Below are 18,927 nucleotides of genomic sequence, written 5' to 3'. Positions count from 1 at the left end.
CAGACACAAGCGTTTAAAGTCTTCTGATTTCAGACTCTTTACCTGTTCGTAGGTCATAGATGCTACCCAACTCTATCCTACTTGTCTCACGCATCTAGGACTTTTGCAAGAGGTCTATTCTAAATCGTACGGCGATCGCGATTCTATTATATGGCGCGCACCCAGGCTGATAATTAGCAAGTTTTTATAGTTACAACAAAATTAAGCTGCATATCGTAAAATTTCGACTTCAAAAGCAGTTTGAGTTATTTGACTGGTAATCAGCTTGTCACATCTTTACTAATGTCTAGCTTGACACTATAGTAAAAGCTTAATTTCGGCAGATTCTCCTAATGCTTCATTGACTACGATTAACTTACCCTGTTCATCAGCACCTAATTGCTGGTTAGCATTGAGCAATTCAATTCCATAAATTGTGCCATCAAGAGCAATATCTACATTCATTTCTTGGCTGACTTGAATTGTTTCTACTTGTGCGGTTTTTTCTTGGAGATAGATATAAGCTATGTTGTATCTTGGGTCGTAGGTAATTTTCATTATTCAATGAAAGACCATATTTGCTGGATCTGCTGACGCACTTTTTCCCAATCATTTGGTTGTAAAGTTCCTAATTGACGTTCTAATAGACGCTTTTCTACTGTGTTTATCTTATGCAATCTAACTACCGACGGACGCATTAAACCTACTTGCTGCCATTCGATAATTTCAACATCAAAAGCAGTTTGAGTTATTTGACTGGTAATCCGCGCCACAATAACATCATTATCTCCTGTATCTAAAAGTAATAATACCGGACGAAGTTTGAATGTTACTGCATCAGAAAAAGGCAATTTGAGTAAAATAATTGAGCCAGACTGATAATTTTGCATTGCTTAAATCGTGTCGTATATGGCATCATCTTCGCTGTAACCTTTTAATAATTGATCGGCTGCAAGACGCTGCCAAGCAGCTTCTTCTTGTTCTTCTTCTGTGGGTTCATTGACGAGAATAATTACTTTTACCTGCTGATTATTTGCTAACTGTTGCCAAATTACATCTGGTAATTCTATTTTGCCTTCAGTGGTAACGTTTGCTGGAAATTCGTATGCTTTCATGTTATTTTTAATGTTTGTCAGTCTTGGTTAATTTTTATATCAGGCTGTTGTTTTTTTTACGCTTATCATATCTTCACTAATGACTGACAAACCAATTCCTTCAATAATTACTTGACGGAGAGTTTCTTGTCCACCAAACCGCTTGACAGCATCTAATATCTCAATACCAGCTAATTTTCCTTCTGTATCGTAATCAGCTGCGATTCCTTCAGCTAAATGTTGTGTTGTTACAGTTGTTTCGCGGAAAGTGATACTCAGAGCATCGACTTCGGCATCATAGCTAATTTTCATAAGAATATCTCTTTTTAGAAGTAATAAGTGTAAACAGTTATAACTACAATTTCTGTGGCTTTTTCAATGAAGATTGGGCGTATTCGTTTTGTAGCGTAAACCTTACTATTCCATTCTTGACCAAAGGGAAAGTCTTTGTGGCATTGTAAACGATTTTCTTCAGCTTCTCCCCAGGAACTACTGCGGATGGCTTCTTCTACTTCAGCTATATGCTAGGCGTAATGCTTCGTCTTTAAAGTCTCGCTTGAGTCTACTTTGATGCGGTATCCAGGCAGGATCGTTGAGGATTTGTTCTCTGAGGGTTTTGATGACTCGCAACTCGCCGCGGCGATTTTTCGCGAGATAGGTAATACCAACTCCACCTTCGCCTAATTTTCTCTCAATTATGTAGCGCCCACCAAACAAATACTGCCCTGGATTCCACGCCATTGGTCAAGACCGTAGTTTTACTGATATTTTATTTTGGCACACCATAAATATCTGTTTTTGGCAAAGCAGATTTTAGCCAATCCCGATCAGCCTAAAATAAGCAGTGTATTCAATCGCCACAAACCTATGACATCATTCGTTAAACCATCATCCTGGCTAGAAAAAGGTATTCAACTTAAAAAAGTCAATAATATTAATCTGTTTAAAATTACAGACGAATTGTCAGATCGGATGCAAGAACTTGTTGATAAAAAAACAGCTGATTCTCTGACACCAGAAGAAGAGGCTGAGTTAGAAGCAATTGGTGAATTAGTGATAATTGTTACCTACATCAATGGAATGATTGCTAATGAAGCACGAGAATCCAACGAGCCAGAAAATAGGGACATGGGAATAGACAGAAATTAATAGAGACGTTGTAACGCAACGTCTCTACATCTGGTTTATTGCATTAAAATTTGCCGGATTAAAATACTCATTACCTCATCTGGGTTGCCAGTTGGTACTAACAGACTCCAATCTCCGACGCTGGCGTAGCCAATTACTTGTAAATAGTGAATTGTACTAATAACGGCTTTTTCAGAACCAATCAATATATGCTTAATCGTTTTTCTCTGAGGAAATGGCCTTTCAGTCGATTGTTTGATGGTAGGTGTATCTAAATATTCACCTAAGAACTGTTCTAACTTTGACTGGGCTGAATCTTCTTGTTGTGCCATGATAATAATTGTCTCTGATAAAGGGGCCAGATAAGGGCGATCGCATTCATCTTTCCGGGATTGGGCGATCGCCTTTCTCATATTTTGATAATAAAGTATAATTTTATACTTGTCAATTGGTATTTCAAAAATTATTATTAATAATTATCCTTAATTCCAGTAATGTTAGTAACACTAATTAACAGAATTGCTTGGGATTATTTAAGATTTAATCCGGCTAAAAAAAATGCTAGATGAACTAATTGTTAGCTCATCTAGCAACACTAAATTATTTGCAATCAGTCTAATCTTCCGGTTCAATTCCTGCTGCTCTCAGTTGTGCTGCTAGTCGTTCAGCACGTTGTTTTTCCTGTTCGGCACGTTGTTTTTCTTGTTCGGCACGTTGTTTTTCCTGTTCGACTAATTCTGTGCCCCAGAGTAGTAGGTTTCCTTGTTCGTCCCACCACCGCAACCAATTTCCTGTGCGGTTTTCACGTGTACCTTGCCATACCCCAAGATACAGATTCATTTCTGCTATCCAATAGCATTTATTTTCATCAGGTTCTTGCAATATGTATTGTTCTGTTTTATGTAAGCGATACATCTCGAAACTGCTGCTATTTGGTTCAAAAATGATGTAGTTTGGCACTTTTAAGACACGTTCGTAGAAAAACCATTTTCCTGGCGGATATGTCGGTTTGACGGAATACTCTGTACCATCAGTATCAGAAATAAATTCCATCACTACTATGGGGATGTCTCCCTGTAGCCGGGGTGTATAACTGCGTATTACTTCTTTTCTATCAACGCTGATTTTGGGAATATACGCCCAATCTGGAGCTTTAACGACAATTCTGCCATTCAATGTAGCGCAGATACCGTAGTTAGTCGGCGTGAGGGCGTTGGCTGGAATTTTTCCGGCAAGTTCTAAACTTTCTGTGAGCGCGGCTGCTAGGGCTGGTTGGTTGATGTTGTCCACTGGATCGTCTGGCAGTTTGTAATCATCGGGTAGTTTTTCCCAAGTAATTTGGTAGTCTTGAGTGACAATGGCTGTCATGGCTATTTTTCCTCTGTCGGTGGGAGGGTGAGGTTACTCCTCGTCTGGATCTAAATCGCTGTCTTCTAATGTGTGATGCGGGATGGCGGCGATAATTGCATCTATTACTTTGGCAACTGGTAAAATCTCAATGCCAAAATCGGGGAATTTTTGTCCTTTGGGAACGATCGCTCTCTTAAACCCTAATTTAGCTGCTTCTTTCAACCGCAATTCCATCTGCGAAACCGATCGCACTTGTCCGCCTAACCCAACTTCTCCAATCAATACCGTACCTGGATCGACGATGCGATCGCGGAAACTAGCAACGATAGCAATGGCTATACCTAAATCTACTGCTGGTTCTTCGACGTTCAACCCGCCAGCGGAAGCGACGTAGGAATCTAATTTTGACATGGGAATCCCTACCCGTTTTTCTAACACCGCCAGAATTTGCACTAAGCGGTTATAATCTATACCAGTACCGGCACGGCGGGGGGAAGGGTAGCTAGTGGGACTAACAAGGGCTTGCAACTCAACGACAATCGGGCGAGTACCTTCGCAAGCAACGACAATCGCCGTACCTGGGGCGGGATCGTCACGATTACCGAGAAATAATTCGCTAGGATTGGGGACTTCTCGCAATCCGTTTTGCACCATTTCAAAGATGCCGATTTCGTGAGTCGCGCCAAAGCGATTTTTGACAGTTCGTAATAAGCGATGAGAGGCGAAGCGATCGCCTTCAAAATACAGTACTGTATCAACTAAGTGTTCTAAAACTTTCGGCCCGGCGATCGCTCCTTCTTTGGTGACGTGTCCCACAATTAACATAGTGATGTCTTCATGCTTGGCCACTTTCATCAACGCCGCCGTACATTCCCTAACTTGGGCTACAGAACCAGGTGCGGAGGTGAGTGCTGGAAAGAACACAGTTTGAATACTATCAATAACTGCCAGATTTGGTCTGAGGGAATCTATTTCCTTTAAAATCTCCTCTAAATCTGTTTCCGGCAAGACATACAAATCTGCATCTAGATGTTCTTGTTCTTCTGTTTCAGAAGTTTTTATTGCTGTGCCATTTTCATTACTAGTTTCTACTGCTACGTTCCCATTCTCATCACTAAGTATTTCTAGGGTTTTTGATACTCCCAAACGAGAAGCTCTCAATTTTACCTGTTGTCCTGATTCTTCTCCAGTTACATAGAGAATACGGTATCTCTGCGCCAGTTGATTGGATACTTGCAGCAGTAAGGTCGATTTACCAATTCCTGGATCGCCACCAATTAAAACCATCGAACCAGGAACAACCCCACCACCTAGTACTCTATCCAGTTCTTCATAACCAGATTCCCAACGTGCAATTTGGCGATCGCTAATTTGCTCAAATGTTAAAGACGCACGTGGTTTTGCTGGTTTTGCTGGTTTTGCCGTAGACTTACCATTATTCTGAGTGGCGTGCCAATTACCGACTCCACCTCGGCTGGGTATATCTGCTAAATAAGGGCTGGGAGTCTGCTCTACTAAAGAATCGTAAGTGTCACAATTTGGACACTTGCCAAACCACTGGGAAGATTCTGCCCCACATTCGTTACAAGTGAAAAAGGTTTTAGGTTTTGCCATTCTTAAAACTTGTTAAATATTCTTAATTTTTACTTAATTTTTAGGTCAAAACTAAAATCCATGAATAGTAATAGTTGGAGCTTTTTCCCAATCAAATGATGGAATGATATCTTAATATTATGGTATTAAAAATTAATCATGAAAAATTTTAGTTAAGGAGCGTTGAGAAACTTGGAAAGTCATAAAGAAAAAATCCTGGTGGTAGACGACGAAGCCAGCATTCGCCGGATTTTGGAAACGCGCCTTTCCATGATTGGCTACGATGTAGTAACGGCTGGCGACGGTGAAGAAGCTTTGGATACTTTTCGCAAAGCCGATCCTGACCTAGTAGTTTTGGATGTAATGATGCCAAAGCTAGATGGCTACGGTGTGTGTCAAGAATTACGTAAGGAATCGGATGTCCCTATTATTATGCTAACAGCCTTAGGGGACGTGGCCGATCGCATCACTGGTTTAGAATTGGGTGCTGATGACTATGTAGTTAAACCATTCTCGCCTAAAGAGTTAGAAGCTCGGATTCGCTCGGTGTTGCGGCGAGTAGATAAAACCGGTGCTTCTGGTATTCCTAGTTCTGGTGTAATCCACGTTGGGAATATCAAAATTGATACGAACAAACGGCAAGTCTACAAAGGCGACGAGCGTATTCGACTGACGGGAATGGAATTTAGCCTCCTAGAGTTGCTAGTGAGTCGCTCTGGAGAAGCTTTTTCTCGTTCGGAAATTTTACAGGAGGTATGGGGTTACACGCCAGAACGCCATGTAGATACTCGTGTGGTAGATGTGCATATTTCCCGTTTACGAGCAAAGTTAGAAGACGATCCCAGTAACCCAGAATTGATCCTGACTGCACGAGGTACTGGCTATCTGTTCCAACGAATTATTGAACCCGGAGAAGAGTGAGGGGGATGAGGGAGATGAGGGGGATGAGGGAGATGAGGGAGAATAACTCTTCACTCCTAACTCAGCACTCTTTACAACTGACAACTAACTCTTGTACAGACGCGATTAATCGCGTCTCTACGACAACTAATAACCGACAACTGACTAATGACTAAACCCGATCCCAATCGAGTTTTACGCCGTCTACCACTTGTCGTCGGCGGATTAGGTGCTGTACTTTTGCTAATTAACCGTTTGTTAACACCAGAACTAACAGAGTCACAATCGCGTGGAGATGTACTAGGTGTAATTTTGAGTGCAGTATTGATTTTGACTGGTTTAATTTGGCAGCAAGTACAGCCGCAATCGCCTGATTCTGTGGAACTAATTGGGGAAGAAGGTTTTTTCTTAGCACCAGATTTACCAGAAGCCGTGAAAACAGAATTAGCTTGGGCATCGCATCTATTATTAACTAATACAGTTACGCGATCGCTGGTAGTTTTCTATCAAGGTAAAATTTTGTTGCGTCGCGGCATTCTGGCTCCTAAATCTGAAGTAGTACCAGGGCCAATCTTAAAACGAGTACTAGAAAAACAACAACCAGTTTATTTAGTTGCTTTGAATGTCTACCCTGGAAGAGTTGAATTTGATTATTTACCAGAAAATACTCAAGGTGTAATTTGTCAACCTATTGCCGATCGAGGTATTTTAATTTTAGGAGCAAATGCTCCTCGTAGTTACACCAAACAAGATGAAAACTGGATAGCCGGAATTGCAGATAAATTAGCAGTTACTATGCAACAGTTATAAGTTAGGAGTTATAAATTACGAATTACGAATTATGCAAATTATTTATTGGTTATTAGTTGTCTTAATGGTTGTAGGTATCATTGGTGCTGTAGTTCCTGCCATTCCCGGTACAAGTTTAATTTTAATTGCCATTATTATTTGGGGAATAGTTAGTAGTTCCTTTGCAGCTATTAAAATACCACTTATCGTTACAATTATTGTTTTACTTCTCAGTGTAGGAGTTGATTTTTTAGCTGGCTACCTAGGAGCAAAACAAGCAGGTGCTAGTAAATGGGGACAAATTGGTGCAGTTGTGGGTTTACTATTAGGTTTTTTTGGATTATTGCCAACTTTACCTGTTGGAGGGCCGCTGCTAGGAATTTTATTTGGACCTTTGTTGGGAGCAATTATTGGTGAATATATTTACCGACGTGACTTATGGTTAGCAGTTAAAGCTGGTGTAGGCATTGTGGTAGGAACGTTGATTGGAAATTTGATTCAGGGAGTCTTAGCGATCGCCGCAGTTGTAGTTTTTCTATTGACAACTTGGCCTCAAGTATTTAGTGGTTAAAACTTAGAGAATTTAGCCAAAAAAATAAAATTGAGTAGATATGAGTTTATTGTCATCAAGCGATTCACAGCTAACTTGTAAAACTAGGATTATGTAATATACCTACTCAGCAAAAGTTCAGGAAATTACGCAAAAAGTTCAGGAAATATTGTTTTATAAATTAAGTGTGTTTTCGCTAACTCTATCTACTCAATCCCATCATTAGGCTGCTGGTGAAGATTTTTTGCTTTTCCGCAAGCCAAACATACTCCCCAACACCAAAGCACCTAGACTGAGGGTGCTTGCTGGTTCCGGTGTGCTGGCTTTTAAAAGAACGCCATCACCGTACTTAAAGTTACCACCAATACTGCCAAGTCTAATCACAAACGAATCTACATTTGTTAGCTTCACTTTCTTGATATTGCTATCAGACGCTGCAAGAATTCCTTGATTAACAGCAACACCATTCACATTCAGAATAGCAGTACCACTTTGTTCTATATCAAAGAATGATAATTCTAATTCTGAGATTGTTTGAGCAAAGTTAAACTTGAATTGACCAACTTCCAATTGTCCATTTTCAACAACATTCCCATTAGGTTTAATTGCTACTGGACGGAACCAATTTTCGATTGCAGTTGGGTTTGTTCCTGCATCGGGTGTTGTAAATTTAATTACAATACCAGGATTCGATTGATTAGAGTAGTTGTTTACAGTTGAGCTTTTATCGCTAAATAACAAACTTGGTTTGTAATTTGGACTATAAACTTCACTACTAATAGTGTAGCCAAGGGGTGCTGTAGAAATACAATTTCCTGTAAAACAAGCAACGTTTGTTAGTGCAATTTCCCCTTCTTGTTGAGGAACTAAAGAAGCAGCTTCAGCCTGAGAAATATTATTAACGAAGCTTAAACTTAGGGTAGATGCTACAAATGTAGTTGCTAACATGGTGAACTTTTTCATTAGTCTCTCCAAATTTTTGATTGCTAATGTTTAGCCGAGAAATTTTTTGTATATGCTCGATCGGTACATTCGCCATGTTATTTGGATATCTACTTAAGTGTCATCTGCCAAGATATTTTATTCACACGATCTTTACTAGTGAATATACTTATATAAACCCTTTACAAATAATTACTTATTATGAATATATAAATATTACATTGATAAATATTAGTACTTATGATAAAAATACTTTTGTCTCAGTATTTAGCTAGACTTTACTAAAAAATCAACATTTTTTTATATAAAAATTTGAAGTAATGATGAATTTATAGCAATACGGTTCAGTTAACGTTTTTATCTTTTAAATAACCCCCAACCTTGCTTAAAAAGCAGGGTTTATAACTTTTTTTACCCATTTTTAAGGAGAAATTTAAGGGTATCTAAAAGTGTAAGTAAGGGCGAACGGTCGTACCCTTCGGGAACGCTAAGAGCGAACGCCTCTACAAGTTCTTGCATGTGTATCAAGATTTTGGTGAATTGGTATCAGCTACTTGCAACCGTTAAAACAAAAAACCTCTCCTACTGTGGAGAGGTTTTTGTGAGTATGCAATATTTCAAGATGGGCTAGTTTACAGCATTGTTGAGGTATTTCAACTTTGACCGAGACGATAACTATGGAGTAATTTTAATTACAAAGTCTCGTGAAAACACAAACTCAAACTGACTGCAAAGATTTTTGAGCTTCAGTTGCGACTGGTTCTACTTCATCATTTGTCAAAGTTTCTAATACAGATTTGGCTTCTGCACCACCCAAACGAGTTAAAGCTTGCACAATTCTGTAACGGATTTGCCAATCTGGATTCGTGGCGTATGGAGTTAACAAGGGAATTGCCTCTATATTTCCTAACTCACCCAGCGAACTAATAGCCGCAGTTTGTACCAACTCATTCTCTGAGGAAAGTGCTTGTTTGAGTAGTTCAAAAGCTCGCGGATCGCCAAATTCTCCTAAGGTAGCGATAATACTGAATTGTACTAGCCACTCATTGGTGGTTTGGTAAAGCCGTTCTAAGTCTTCAAAAGCAGTATGTAATTTCAAAGCACCCAAACAATCTGCGGCTGCTGCTTGGACATCAGCTTCGGGGTCATTAAGCAAGCGATCGCGCAATATCTCCAACGATAAATCTAGATTCTGTGTTCCGAGTGTATCCAACTGGCTGACAGCTGAGTATCGAACTCTGGAATTGCTATCACCAATAGCAATTTGAATCAGTTCAAAAGCGATTGTTGGTTCTAGTTCGCGGATTTGATTAACTGCACGCAAGCGTTCGCCTAAATCCTCTGAACTAAGCAATTGCCTCACAGACTCAGCAGTAATACTCATTTAGTTATCCTAATTTTCAAAAGTTTTTTAAAAAATAGCCACATAGTCACTAGTCACTAGCAACTAACTAGCAGCCATTGCCCGAATAATATCGCCACGGGTCAGGATGCCAATAACTTGACCCGCGCTGTCAAGTACGGGTAAACGGTGAACATTGCGATCGTGCATGAGTTGAGCTGCTTCTTTTACAGTTTTGTCAGGAGAAATAGTGATGGGGTTTTTGCTCATTACCTCTCCAACAGTTTGCCCCAGTGCTTTGTGTAGGTCGCGTTCGTAGGTAGCAGGATTTTGTAAATAGATGACGCTATCAAGAAACATAATGTAAGCCGGAGGAGTCACACCAGTTTCTTGCCACATCAAGTCTGTCTCCGAAATAATGCCCACTAACTTACCAGCATCATCTACAACGGGTAGCCCACTGATACGACGTTCAGCAATAATTTGGACGGCTTCGTTTAGTGGAGTTTCAGCCCGAACAACAATTGGGTTGTGGCTCATCACCTCAGCAACGGTTTTAGGCATTTGCTTGCTAAATCAATCAAAGTCTCTGGAATTATTGTAGAAAATTGCAGGTCTTAACCTGATTCAGTTAATACATTGTTACGGGATTAGCCAGTTGTCAGTTATCGTAGAGACGCGATTAATCGCGTCTGTACAAGAGGGATTAATCGCGCGCGTCTGTACAAGAATTAGTTGTCAGTAGTTAGGAGTTTTATCTCCTCTGCTTTCCCTGCTGTTTTGCTTCTCTTGCTTTTCTTTAAAGCAGCAATAATTTGAATATTTGCTTGAGGAAAAGCAAACTCTTCGAGTTCATCTAGGTTTACCCAGCGAATCTCATCACACTCTAGAGGTTGGGGAATGCCTGTAAGTAGGCGACATTGATGTACTGTCAGCGTCACGCGTAAATGGGTATAGGTGTGGTCAATGGTAATTAGATGTTCTCTGACTTCAATCTCTATTCCTAGTTCTTCATAAATTTCTCTTTTAATGCACTCTTGTACTGTTTCACCAGGCTCAATTTTGCCACCAGGAAATTCCCATAAACCACCCATTACACCTTCTGGACGGCGGCGATCGATTAAAATTTGCTCTTGGTCATTCCAAATTACGGCAACACCAATTATTTTATGGGGTGGCACAGCACTGGTTTCACTCATTGTTTATAAGGCTTACAGGATTCTATTTAGTCTTGACTGACAGCAAAAATCGGCAGGTTAGCTGAAGTATCTGCCGAGTTTAAGTTTATCGATCGAAAATACAACTTACTTTTAGTTTATCCACCCACCAACATATGCAATCTAAAACAGCGATGGATGTAATTAATACCTATATTTTACCAAACATTTCATGTGCATTTAGTTAATAAACTGGCAATAATATAAAACTCAAGCGGCGTTAGCGTGTTATGACAGTGTTATAATAGTTATCGCTAACGCATCGCTATGGATTTAGCTGAAGGGAAGGTGAGCGATCGCGGTTCTGCATGAAACTAATTTTCGATTTTCTTCTCGAAACTATCACGAGACAAAAATTTCAAATTACTATTCAGCTTCACTGTCAATTGTTTCGGTTCCTTGCAAAGCCATCTCAAAGTTCATTCTCTGTTCGGCATTTCGCAAGAAATAACCGCTAATCATAGCCGAGGCAAGTAACCGACCAAGGCTTTCTCGACTGGTTGTAACTGTAACACCAAAGTGTTCTGAAGGCAGATTGCCCAACAATCCTACAATGTTGCGCTCCATTACTTGAAAGACTTCGGTAGAAGTAGGTTTAGATAGCTGGGTAACTGTATCTGGACTTAAGGCTTTAACATATTGCCACAGCAAGTTTTCAGTTTCCGACTCGCTATTAAAAAATTCTGATACTCGATTGGAAGAGTTACTCACGTTGTACCTCCAGTACTACAACTACTAAATAAAGTAAAGTATTTGTAAATTAAATAATTAAGACCTGTTATTTATTTGACTTAACTAAATATCAGGTGTTCCTGTCAAATAATGTAACAAGTTAATTCTTACTTGGAAGTCGTTGTAACCGTACCAAAAGCAGCGTATTTTCTTCCCTTATTTGTTCAGTAGTAGAGACGCAATTAATCGCGTCTCTACTACTGACCGATTACTAGCTCGCCAAGTATTCATCTATACTGGCTTTCGACTTACGAAGTTTGGTTAAAGCTTCGCGCTCTATTTGTCGCACTCGTTCGCGGCTGATATTCAGAATTTCGCCAATTCTGGCTAGAGTTAGGGCTTGCCCGTCGGTTAACCCAAAGCGTAATGTAATTACTTCCCGCTGCTGGGCGGTAAGTTCTTCCATCAGGCGCTCTAAATCATTAGACAGGGAAGATTGCATCACAAATTCTTCTGGAGAAGCGCCTGGATCTTCCAGCATTTCTCCTAGTTCGGTGTCGTAGTTATCCCCCAACCGTAAATCTAAGGACAAAGGCAACCGCGCCTTTTCGAGATATTCTCGCACTTGCTTGGGAGTTAATTCTAGTTCTTGAGCTAGCTCGGAAGCTGTGGGAGCGCGTCCCAGCCTTTGAGATAAGTGGCGTTGAGCCTTTTTAATCTTATTTAGCTTCTCAGTGATATGAATAGGTAAGCGAATAGTACGAGCTTTTTCTGCGATCGCCCGTGTAATTGCCTGACGAATCCACCAATAAGCATAAGTAGAAAATCTGTATCCTTTGGTGGGGTCAAACTTTTCTACGCCCCGTTGCATCCCAATGCTGCCTTCTTGGATTAAGTCGAGTAAATCGACGTTGCGCTTAATATATTTTTTGGCAACGGATACCACTAGTCGCAAGTTGGCTTCTACCATCTTGCGTTTGGCAATTTCACCTTCTGCGATCGCTTCGTTTAACTCTAAGATTTCTAGCTTTGTCGCCTTTGCCCACTCTTCTATTGTTGGTTGACGACCCAACTGGGTAGCAAGCTCTTCCCTCACATCATATAAGGTGGTTGAACGTTGCACCTGTTTGCCATAACAAATTTCCTCCTCGTGAGTTAACAGTGGCACGCGGCCAATCTCACGCAGGTAAGTCCGCACGAGGTCTGTGGCTGTTGGAGCGGTCTTCATGGCGCTACTCATTGGTAATGATGGATTTTTAGTTAGGGTCATTAACTTATAGATATTCTTTAAGGGTGCTACCCAGTTGGCTTTATGGTTGGCAATTTACGCGCCCGATAATTGATTCGGTTGCTCGTATCCATCGAATAAGGGCCTTAACTGCTAGAAGTTACAGTTATTTCTCAGATTTCACAAGTATCTAGGGTTAGATAAAAGGTAATAAGATTGACATTTTTTGTATTTAATCATTAATTAAGAATTGTAACATTTATGAGAAAATTTGAAAGATTTGCTAGCCCGGATTTTATTGATTGTTTGAGTTCATACACGTAGATTTTTTGGAGAAGTTCAGATTTACCATGAGGCTCAAATCAAGTTAACAGGAGCAATGAGCGTGAAATACTCAAGTCAAAAACAAGGTTGAAATCGCCATCTCCTTCAAAATTATTTCTCAGCTGACTTATATAAATCTTTGTACGCAGAAAAATAACTTACTCATATTTGTTAAAATATCTCAATAGAAACAATAATTATACTTTTATAATAATTGCTTAATTTTCCTTGTAAATACTGCTTAATGCAGATTAAGAAAGCAGGGGGAAATGGAGGAGCAGGGGGGAGAATAATAACTGACTCTTGTACAGACGCGATTAATCGCGTCTGTACGACTACGACAACTGACCCCTCTGACTCATCCCCGATCGCCAAAAGCGTTACTAACGGTTCAAACAGTAATCTTGGATAACTTTTACGTCCAAAGTGGTATTTTGCAAAGAACGGATGGCGGCGACAGTGGCTTTTGCTCCAGCAATGGTGGTAATAATGGGAATTTTATAAGCTAAAGCTGTACGGCGAATTAATCTAGCATCAGTCTGGGCTTCTTCCCCGGAGGGCGTATTGATGATGAGTTGGATTTTTTGATTTTTGATGGCATCTAGGACATGCGGACGACCTTCATGGAGTTTCAGTACCAACTCAATATCTAAACCCTGCTCTTGAAGAACTTGGCGCGTGCCATGTGTAGCCATGACAGTAAAGCCTAGCTCGATAAATTCCCTAACTACGGAAACTGAAGCTGTTTTGTCGCGATCGCTCATCGACACAAACACTGTTCCTTTCAGAGGTAAACGCTCTCCTGCTCCGAGTTCTGCTTTGGCAAAGGCACGTCCAAAGTCACTGTCGATTCCCATTACTTCACCAGTGGAGCGCATCTCTGGGCCTAATAGTGTATCAGTTCCAGGGAATTTATTAAAGGGGAGCACCGCTTCTTTAACGGCAATGTGCGATGGGATGACTTCCTCGGTGAAGTTTAGCTCTTCTAAAGTTTTACCGGACATGATTAAAGATGCTAGTTTCGCCAAAGGTACGCCCGTGGCTTTAGAAACAAAGGGCACTGTGCGCGAGGCGCGGGGGTTGGCTTCTAAGATGTAAACTTGGGGAGAATAAGTTTGAGCGCCGACAACAGCAAACTGAATATTCATTAACCCCACAACTGAAAGCGACTGTGCTAGTTGCACTGTCCAGGTGCGAATTTGATTGAGGACTGCTGGTGGTAGAGAAATTGAGGGCAAAGTACAAGCTGAATCTCCTGAGTGAATTCCCGCTTGTTCGATGTGTTCCATGATGCCACCAATTACAACTCGTCCGGTGCTGTCGGCGATCGCATCAACATCGACTTCAATGGCGTTTTCTAAAAACTTGTCAATCAAAATCGGATGTTCTGGTTCCACCTGCACCGCAAAAGTCATGTAGCGTTCCAGTTCCGCATCAGAGTAGACGATTTCCATTGCCCGTCCCCCCAATACATAACTAGGACGTACTACTACGGGGTAGCCAATGCGTTGGGCGACAATCAGCGCATCTTCGTAACTCCGAGCTGTACCATTTGGCGGTTGGGCAATATTCAACTGTTTGAGAATCTTTTCAAATCGCTCTCTGTCTTCTGCTGTGTCGATCGAATCGGGCGATGTGCCCCAAATTTTGGGGATTTGGGATTGAGAACTATCCCCAGTCCCCAATCCCTGCAAATACTGCTGGAGAGGAACGGCTAATTTTAATGGTGTTTGTCCGCCGAACTGAATAATAACTCCTACAGGATTTTCAGCTTCGATGATGTTGAGGACATCTTCTTTGGTTAGCGGCTCAAAGTAAAGGCGATCGCTGGTGTCATAATCGGTTGAGACGGTCTCTGGATTTGAGTTGACCATAATTGTTTCAAATCCTGCACCCTTCAAGGCATAGGCGGCGTGACAACAACAATAGTCAAATTCAATTCCTTGCCCAATGCGGTTGGGGCCGCCACCCAAAATCATCACTTTGGGTTTGGTGGTTGGTAAAACTTCTGTTTCTTCTTCGTAGGTGGAGTAATAATAAGGAGTAAACGCTTCAAACTCGGCGGCGCAGGTGTCCACAGTTTTATAAACTGGGATGACTCCTAGCTGTTGGCGGTAGCTGCGAACTTCGTCTTCGCTGGTTTTGGTGGCAAAAGCAATTTGGCGATCGCTAAATCCATTTTGTTTCACTGCATAAAATTGTTCTTTTGTCAATTGCTTTAAAGGCGTGCGTTTGAGGAATTTTTCTACCTCTAGCAGTTGCTGCATTTTATCTAAAAACCACGGGTCAATCCCTGTCAGTTCATAGATTTCCTCATTAGTTATCCCTAGTAGTAAAGCATGACGCACAGCAAAGATGCGATCGGGATTTGGTGTCCGTAGTAAGGCGCGAATTTGTTCGCCGCTGGGTAATTTTTCGGCTTTGTCGCATCCCCAGCCGGCGCGTCCGGTTTCCAAAGAACGCAATGCTTTTTGAAAGGATTCGTTAAATGTCCGCCCAATGGCCATTGCTTCTCCTACCGACTTCATTTGTGTTGTCAGCACTGGTTCCGAACCTGGGAACTTTTCAAAGGCGAAGCGGGGAATTTTGGTTACTACATAGTCAATTGTCGGCTCAAAGGATGCGGGTGTTTTCTTGGTGATGTCATTTTTAATTTCATCTAAGGTGTAGCCGACAGCTAGCTTGGCCGCCATTTTAGCGATGGGGAAACCCGTAGCTTTAGAAGCTAAAGCCGAACTGCGGGAAACACGGGGATTCATCTCAATCACTATGACATCGCCATTCACGGGATTAACGGCAAACTGGATATTAGAACCGCCAGTTTCTACGCCAATCTCGCGGATGATTTTAATCGCCATATCCCGCAACCGCTGATATTCTTTATCGGTGAGGGTTTGAGCGGGAGCAACAGTAATTGAGTCACCAGTATGAATGCCCATCGGGTCGAGGTTTTCGATGGAACAGATAATCACGACGTTATCTGCTAAGTCGCGCATGACTTCTAATTCGTATTCTTTCCAGCCGAGTAGAGACTGGTCGATCAGAATTTGCGAAACGGGACTGGCATCTATACCTACTTGTGCCATTTCTTCAAATTCTTCTTGGTTGTAAGCTATACCCCCGCCAGTACCGCCCATTGTAAAAGCAGGGCGAATAATTAAAGGATAAGTGCCAATTTGGCGAGCGATCGCTTTAGCTTCTTCTAAAGTTGAAGCAGTACCACTGGGACATACATCTACCCCAATCTTGGCCATGGCATCATTAAACAGTTTTCGGTCTTCAGCTTTCTCAATTGCTGGTAACTTCGCGCCGATTAACTCAACGTTGTACCGTTCTAAGACACCATTTTTCGCTAGGGCGACAGCGATATTGAGGGCAGTTTGTCCCCCCATTGTTGGCAGCAGGGCATCGGGGCGTTCTTTGGCGATTACTTTTTCGACTAAATCTGGTGTCAGCGGTTCAATATAAGTGCGATCGGCTGTTTCTGGATCGGTCATTATTGTCGCTGGATTAGAGTTAACTAATACCACCTCATAACCTTCTTCTCGCAGCGCTTTACAAGCTTGCGTACCAGAGTAGTCAAACTCACAGGCTTGGCCGATGACAATGGGGCCAGATCCTAACAATAGTATCTTTCGGAGGTCTTGACGGCGGGGCATAATCGTTGGGATGGGGTAGGAGAATACAAATCCTGATTATTTTAAGGTTCTTTTCCCCTAGTTATGTTGTTTATTATGAAGTTTTCTCAGTTTGATAAGAAAGCAGCAGGCAAGGGACAAAGGAGACAAGGGATATAAGGGTAAGGTAGGAAAATGAAAACTCTTAACTTCTACCTTCTGCTTTGTGCCTATTGGCTCTTGACAAAATAATCAATTTAAGCATCACCTTGTTTAATTATCTCATTGTCTCTTCTTTTTTAGATGTTCAAGTTTAAAAAATTATCAAGAAATAATATTTGATTATTTTGCAATATTTTTCATTTAAACAAATAATTTTTAGAATGATTGTGAATTTCTTTAGTTGAACATCATCAACTATTAACTACGAACAAAATTGCTTAAATAAAAATACTTACTAATAACCTAATTGCCAATTATTTTTAATAAACATTAGTATTTTGTATTACATATTATGTTATCATGTATATTTAAATTAAAATGACAGAGAGTTTGTACTACTCTCTGTCATTCTTTATATTTTTTTAAGACCTAATGCTGTCAAATTTTCAGTCTAGAATAGAGCAATCTAGATTATGACTGTACTAGTTTTGAGCGGGTTGGACAAACGCCAAGGTTAAACTGTCTTTGGCGAGGAAATGAGACAAATGGAAAGCCCGTTCCTCAGTTTTTAACAAAATTTGTTCCAACAGATAGCGTGTAGCTCGGTCGCCCAAACTCTCTGCCTGAGAGGCTTGACGGCGAAGAACGTTGATGATGGCTTGTTCTGCGCCTAGATCGTTTTCGATCATCTGGCGACAAGAAAATACGTCATCAGCTTCTTGCCCAAAGCAAGTTAACTCTGCTAATTTGCTAAAAGTGGCTGCTGGAACACCGCCCAGTCCATCTAAGCGTTCTCCAATTTCATGAGCGTGTTCCTGCACTTCTTCGTAACTTTCATTAAAAAACTGATGTAGTTGATAAAATTCTGAGCCTTCAACTACAAAATGATGCTTTTGGTATTGTAAATAAAGTGCTTGGAAACTAGCTAATAAAACATTCAATCCTTCGGTAACTGGAGCTGTGACGCTACGATCCAGTAATACTGGATTGTCATAAACATGACCAAAATTTCGTAATACAGTTTGTATTTCTGACATTGTTCTCCTCGCTTCTTAGCAGTTATAGTTTTTAACTGCTTAGTCTCTATATATTAACATTTAAAAAATAAAAGCAAGCCTAAATAATATCATAAAATCTTGAATTTTTTGTTGCTAAAAGTGCAAAATTTGCTCTTGAGTAGGATGACCTCGCAGCCAAATCTGAATGTATGGCTAACACTAGTTGTGAAAATTTTTTCTTAAAAAGCGAGTAAATCTATGTAGTTCGCCAAGTTTCCTTCGTAGGGAAAAGAGGAAGGGACAAAGAAAACCGTTTGGGGAGTTAATACTAAATTCACTGCCAACTTGCACTCAATAAATTACCCCTCTTTTTTTGGCGTTCTCGGCTGTTTGTTTAATAAAAATTAAGTGCAATTTAAGAAACAGTATAAATAATTACATTTTGCCGGGAAAGGAGAGAACTTTGTTTAATTACACTGCTTTCCCAATTTCATTGCTGCTTACCCTTTTCGCAGGTGAAGCCTACTCTCTTATCCCTTTGTCCTCTTATCTGTCTTATCTATTTAACAACAGGAAATTATTGCAAAGTTTTCACATTCTTTGGTAAACTAATTGAGAATTGTTTGCACTTAGGTTATCTTGGATAAAAGAAGCTGCACTCCTAATCAGGCCAAACATCAGGGAGTAAAAGCAAGTTAATAACTGCAAGTTAATCGCACTTTGAGGGCTAGTTTCTTGAAATCGTTTAGTTCAGAAGTAGAAAATAAGCACGTTGTCGAGGTGAATTGGGCAGACCGTTGGCAAGTCTATCAGCGCTTACAGGAGTTAGACATTCCCTGTTGGTGTGAGACTAACCAGCCATTAAAAGTTGAAATTGGCAATCCTACAGCAGCAGCTCAACTTTGGTACGTAATGCGACGATTTACTGCCTCGCGTCAAGACCTAATTTGGAGTCTCGAACACAGTTGGCTTCGTCGTGACGAATTGTTTTGATAGGCAGTTGTTTGGCGCATCTTTAGTTCGTGTCTTGGACTTACCTTAG

General features: G+C 40.7%; 20 protein-coding genes and 1 pseudogene. 5 read left to right on the top strand and 16 right to left on the bottom strand.

Going from position 1 to position 18,927, the window contains the following annotated elements:
* Positions 1-297: 297 nt before the first annotated feature.
* From I8752_RS27885 to I8752_RS27865, 5 genes and pseudogenes are all read right to left on the bottom strand, one after another.
* Positions 298-537 carry a DUF2283 domain-containing protein gene (locus tag I8752_RS27885; RefSeq protein ID WP_214435470.1) on the bottom strand — a complete coding sequence of 80 codons (240 nt, stop codon included), beginning with the start codon at positions 535-537 and terminating at the stop codon, positions 298-300.
* Positions 537-869, bottom strand: a complete 333-nt coding sequence (locus tag I8752_RS27880; protein ID WP_214435469.1) for a type II toxin-antitoxin system PemK/MazF family toxin — start codon at positions 867-869, stop codon at positions 537-539. The genes I8752_RS27885 and I8752_RS27880 overlap by 1 nt, the downstream gene beginning before the upstream one ends.
* Before the next feature lie 3 nt (positions 870-872).
* A complete protein-coding gene (locus I8752_RS27875) occupies positions 873-1,094 on the bottom strand; it encodes a hypothetical protein (protein WP_214435468.1) in 222 nt (73 codons plus the stop codon).
* Between the two features lie 39 nt (positions 1,095-1,133).
* Entirely contained in the window at positions 1,134-1,385 is a 252-nt protein-coding gene (locus tag I8752_RS27870; protein ID WP_214435467.1) for a DUF2283 domain-containing protein, read from the bottom strand.
* Positions 1,386-1,595: 210 nt separating this feature from the next.
* Positions 1,596-1,814 (bottom strand): annotated as a pseudogene (locus I8752_RS27865) (protein kinase); the annotation flags it as partial.
* A 126-nt stretch (positions 1,815-1,940) separates the two neighbouring features.
* Between I8752_RS27865 and I8752_RS27860 the strand changes: the two are divergent.
* Complete coding sequence (locus I8752_RS27860) at positions 1,941-2,222, top strand: hypothetical protein (RefSeq protein WP_214435466.1); 282 nt, start codon at positions 1,941-1,943, stop codon at positions 2,220-2,222.
* Between the two features lie 35 nt (positions 2,223-2,257).
* On the opposite strand, the gene I8752_RS27855 is transcribed toward I8752_RS27860, so the two are convergent.
* The 3 genes from I8752_RS27855 to radA form a co-directional block, all read right to left on the bottom strand.
* On the bottom strand, positions 2,258-2,614 hold the full coding sequence (locus tag I8752_RS27855; RefSeq protein WP_404827126.1) for a hypothetical protein: 357 nt from the start codon (positions 2,612-2,614) through the stop codon (positions 2,258-2,260).
* Between the two features lie 202 nt (positions 2,615-2,816).
* Positions 2,817-3,569, bottom strand: a complete 753-nt coding sequence (locus tag I8752_RS27850; RefSeq protein WP_214435465.1) for a Uma2 family endonuclease — start codon at positions 3,567-3,569, stop codon at positions 2,817-2,819.
* 33 nt (positions 3,570-3,602) lie between these two features.
* Positions 3,603-5,165, bottom strand: coding sequence for a DNA repair protein RadA (radA, locus tag I8752_RS27845; RefSeq protein WP_214435464.1), 1,563 nt, complete (start codon positions 5,163-5,165; stop codon positions 3,603-3,605).
* Positions 5,166-5,336: 171 nt separating this feature from the next.
* On the opposite strand from radA, the gene rpaB reads away from it, so the two are divergent.
* From rpaB to I8752_RS27830, 3 genes are all read left to right on the top strand, one after another.
* A complete protein-coding gene (rpaB, locus tag I8752_RS27840) occupies positions 5,337-6,065 on the top strand; it encodes a response regulator transcription factor RpaB (RefSeq protein WP_038087821.1) in 729 nt (242 codons plus the stop codon).
* 147 nt (positions 6,066-6,212) lie between these two features.
* Positions 6,213-6,854, top strand: coding sequence for a cofactor assembly of complex C subunit B (locus I8752_RS27835; RefSeq protein ID WP_214435463.1), 642 nt, complete (start codon positions 6,213-6,215; stop codon positions 6,852-6,854).
* Positions 6,855-6,885: 31 nt separating this feature from the next.
* A complete protein-coding gene (locus I8752_RS27830) occupies positions 6,886-7,404 on the top strand; it encodes a DUF456 domain-containing protein (protein WP_214435462.1) in 519 nt (172 codons plus the stop codon).
* A gap of 201 nt (positions 7,405-7,605) precedes the next feature.
* Here the strand turns inward: I8752_RS27830 and I8752_RS27825 are convergent, their stop codons facing one another.
* The 8 genes from I8752_RS27825 to I8752_RS27790 all read right to left on the bottom strand — a co-directional run bounded on the left by I8752_RS27825 (position 7,606) and on the right by I8752_RS27790 (position 17,924).
* Positions 7,606-8,346: an LEVG family PEP-CTERM protein gene (locus tag I8752_RS27825; protein WP_214435461.1), complete on the bottom strand. Its 741-nt coding sequence runs from the start codon at positions 8,344-8,346 to the stop codon at positions 7,606-7,608.
* A 697-nt stretch (positions 8,347-9,043) separates the two neighbouring features.
* Positions 9,044-9,709, bottom strand: coding sequence for a phycobilisome degradation protein NblB (gene nblB, locus I8752_RS27820; RefSeq protein ID WP_214435460.1), 666 nt, complete (start codon positions 9,707-9,709; stop codon positions 9,044-9,046).
* A gap of 63 nt (positions 9,710-9,772) precedes the next feature.
* Positions 9,773-10,231 carry a CBS domain-containing protein gene (locus I8752_RS27815; protein ID WP_214435459.1) on the bottom strand — a complete coding sequence of 153 codons (459 nt, stop codon included), beginning with the start codon at positions 10,229-10,231 and terminating at the stop codon, positions 9,773-9,775.
* Positions 10,232-10,398: 167 nt separating this feature from the next.
* On the bottom strand, positions 10,399-10,866 hold the full coding sequence (gene mutT / locus I8752_RS27810; protein WP_214435458.1) for an 8-oxo-dGTP diphosphatase MutT: 468 nt from the start codon (positions 10,864-10,866) through the stop codon (positions 10,399-10,401).
* Between the two features lie 384 nt (positions 10,867-11,250).
* Positions 11,251-11,595 carry a DUF760 domain-containing protein gene (locus I8752_RS27805; RefSeq protein WP_214435457.1) on the bottom strand — a complete coding sequence of 115 codons (345 nt, stop codon included), beginning with the start codon at positions 11,593-11,595 and terminating at the stop codon, positions 11,251-11,253.
* 232 nt (positions 11,596-11,827) lie between these two features.
* Positions 11,828-12,784, bottom strand: coding sequence for an RNA polymerase sigma factor, RpoD/SigA family (locus tag I8752_RS27800; protein ID WP_214435472.1), 957 nt, complete (start codon positions 12,782-12,784; stop codon positions 11,828-11,830).
* Between the two features lie 707 nt (positions 12,785-13,491).
* Positions 13,492-16,767, bottom strand: a complete 3,276-nt coding sequence (gene carB, locus I8752_RS27795; RefSeq protein ID WP_214435456.1) for a carbamoyl-phosphate synthase large subunit — start codon at positions 16,765-16,767, stop codon at positions 13,492-13,494.
* Between the two features lie 602 nt (positions 16,768-17,369).
* A complete protein-coding gene (locus I8752_RS27790; RefSeq protein ID WP_214435455.1) occupies positions 17,370-17,924 on the bottom strand; it encodes a DNA starvation/stress protection protein DpsA in 555 nt (184 codons plus the stop codon).
* 696 nt (positions 17,925-18,620) lie between these two features.
* On the opposite strand from I8752_RS27790, the gene I8752_RS27785 reads away from it, so the two are divergent.
* The gene (locus tag I8752_RS27785) at positions 18,621-18,878 is read left to right on the top strand and encodes an Asr1405/Asl0597 family protein (protein ID WP_214435454.1); all 258 of its coding nucleotides are present in this window, start codon (positions 18,621-18,623) and stop codon (positions 18,876-18,878) included.
* Positions 18,879-18,927 lie beyond the last annotated feature (49 nt).

The organism is Dendronalium phyllosphericum CENA369, assembly GCF_016056275.1.
Classification (GTDB): domain Bacteria; phylum Cyanobacteriota; class Cyanobacteriia; order Cyanobacteriales; family Nostocaceae; genus Dendronalium; species Dendronalium phyllosphericum.
The sequence above is the reverse complement of the archived record's forward strand: the minus strand, read 5'-3'. Positions and strand labels throughout refer to the sequence as shown.